The organism is Priestia sp. P5_B4 (genome assembly GCF_056400385.1).
Genome location: NZ_JBFULJ010001381.1, coordinates 1 through 682 on the forward strand (window position 1 = coordinate 1; position 682 = coordinate 682).

The following is a 682-nucleotide window of genomic DNA, read 5'->3' on the forward strand; positions in this document are numbered from 1 at the left end:
ATGCAGGAGTACTTACTTCCTACCCTTGCGTTTATTGCAGGTCCGGGGGAAGTAGCGTATTGGGCAGAGCTTGAAAAAGCATTTTCTTTATTTAGCTTTAAAATGCCTCCCGTGGTCCCTAGGTTATCCTATGCAATCGTAGAAAGACATATCGAGAAGTATATGGATGAACTTCAGTTAGACCTTTCGAACGTAGTGAACGAAGGTGTAGATGCAGAGAGGGAGCACTGGCTTAAGACAGAAGTTCACAACCCATACGAAATGTATTTTGAAAAAGCGAAAGAAGATTTCGAAAAAATTCATAAAACTCTTCGTGAAAATATTCAAAAAGAAGACAAAACATTTGATGAAGTCATGCTTAAAAATCGAGCGATTATTCAAAAGCAGTTTGAAACCATTCAAAAGATTGTCGAATCCAAACAGCTAATTAAGCACGATGTGAAGCATTCAAAATATGCTCAAATTGAACTTGCTCTTCGTCCCTACAATGCTCTACAAGAACGAATGTGGAATATTATGTATTATTTAAATGGTTATGGTATGCAATTTGTGTCAGATTTACTAAGTGCTGAAGTCGAATTAAATCACCAGTTAAAAGTCTGTTATGTCTAATAAAATCCTGCTGAAAAGCAGGATTTTTATTTTGGAAAAGAGAAAAAGTCTACAAGGTGAATGTTAACCA

The 682-nt window shown here is 36.1% G+C and carries 1 protein-coding gene; it reads left to right on the forward strand.

Annotation, left to right across the window (positions count from 1 at the left end; genetic code table 11):
- On the forward strand, positions 1-612 hold a 612-nt coding region (gene bshC / locus AC1DRF_RS31115), incomplete at its 5' end, for a bacillithiol biosynthesis protein BshC (protein ID WP_477742714.1).
- Positions 613-682 lie beyond the last annotated feature (70 nt).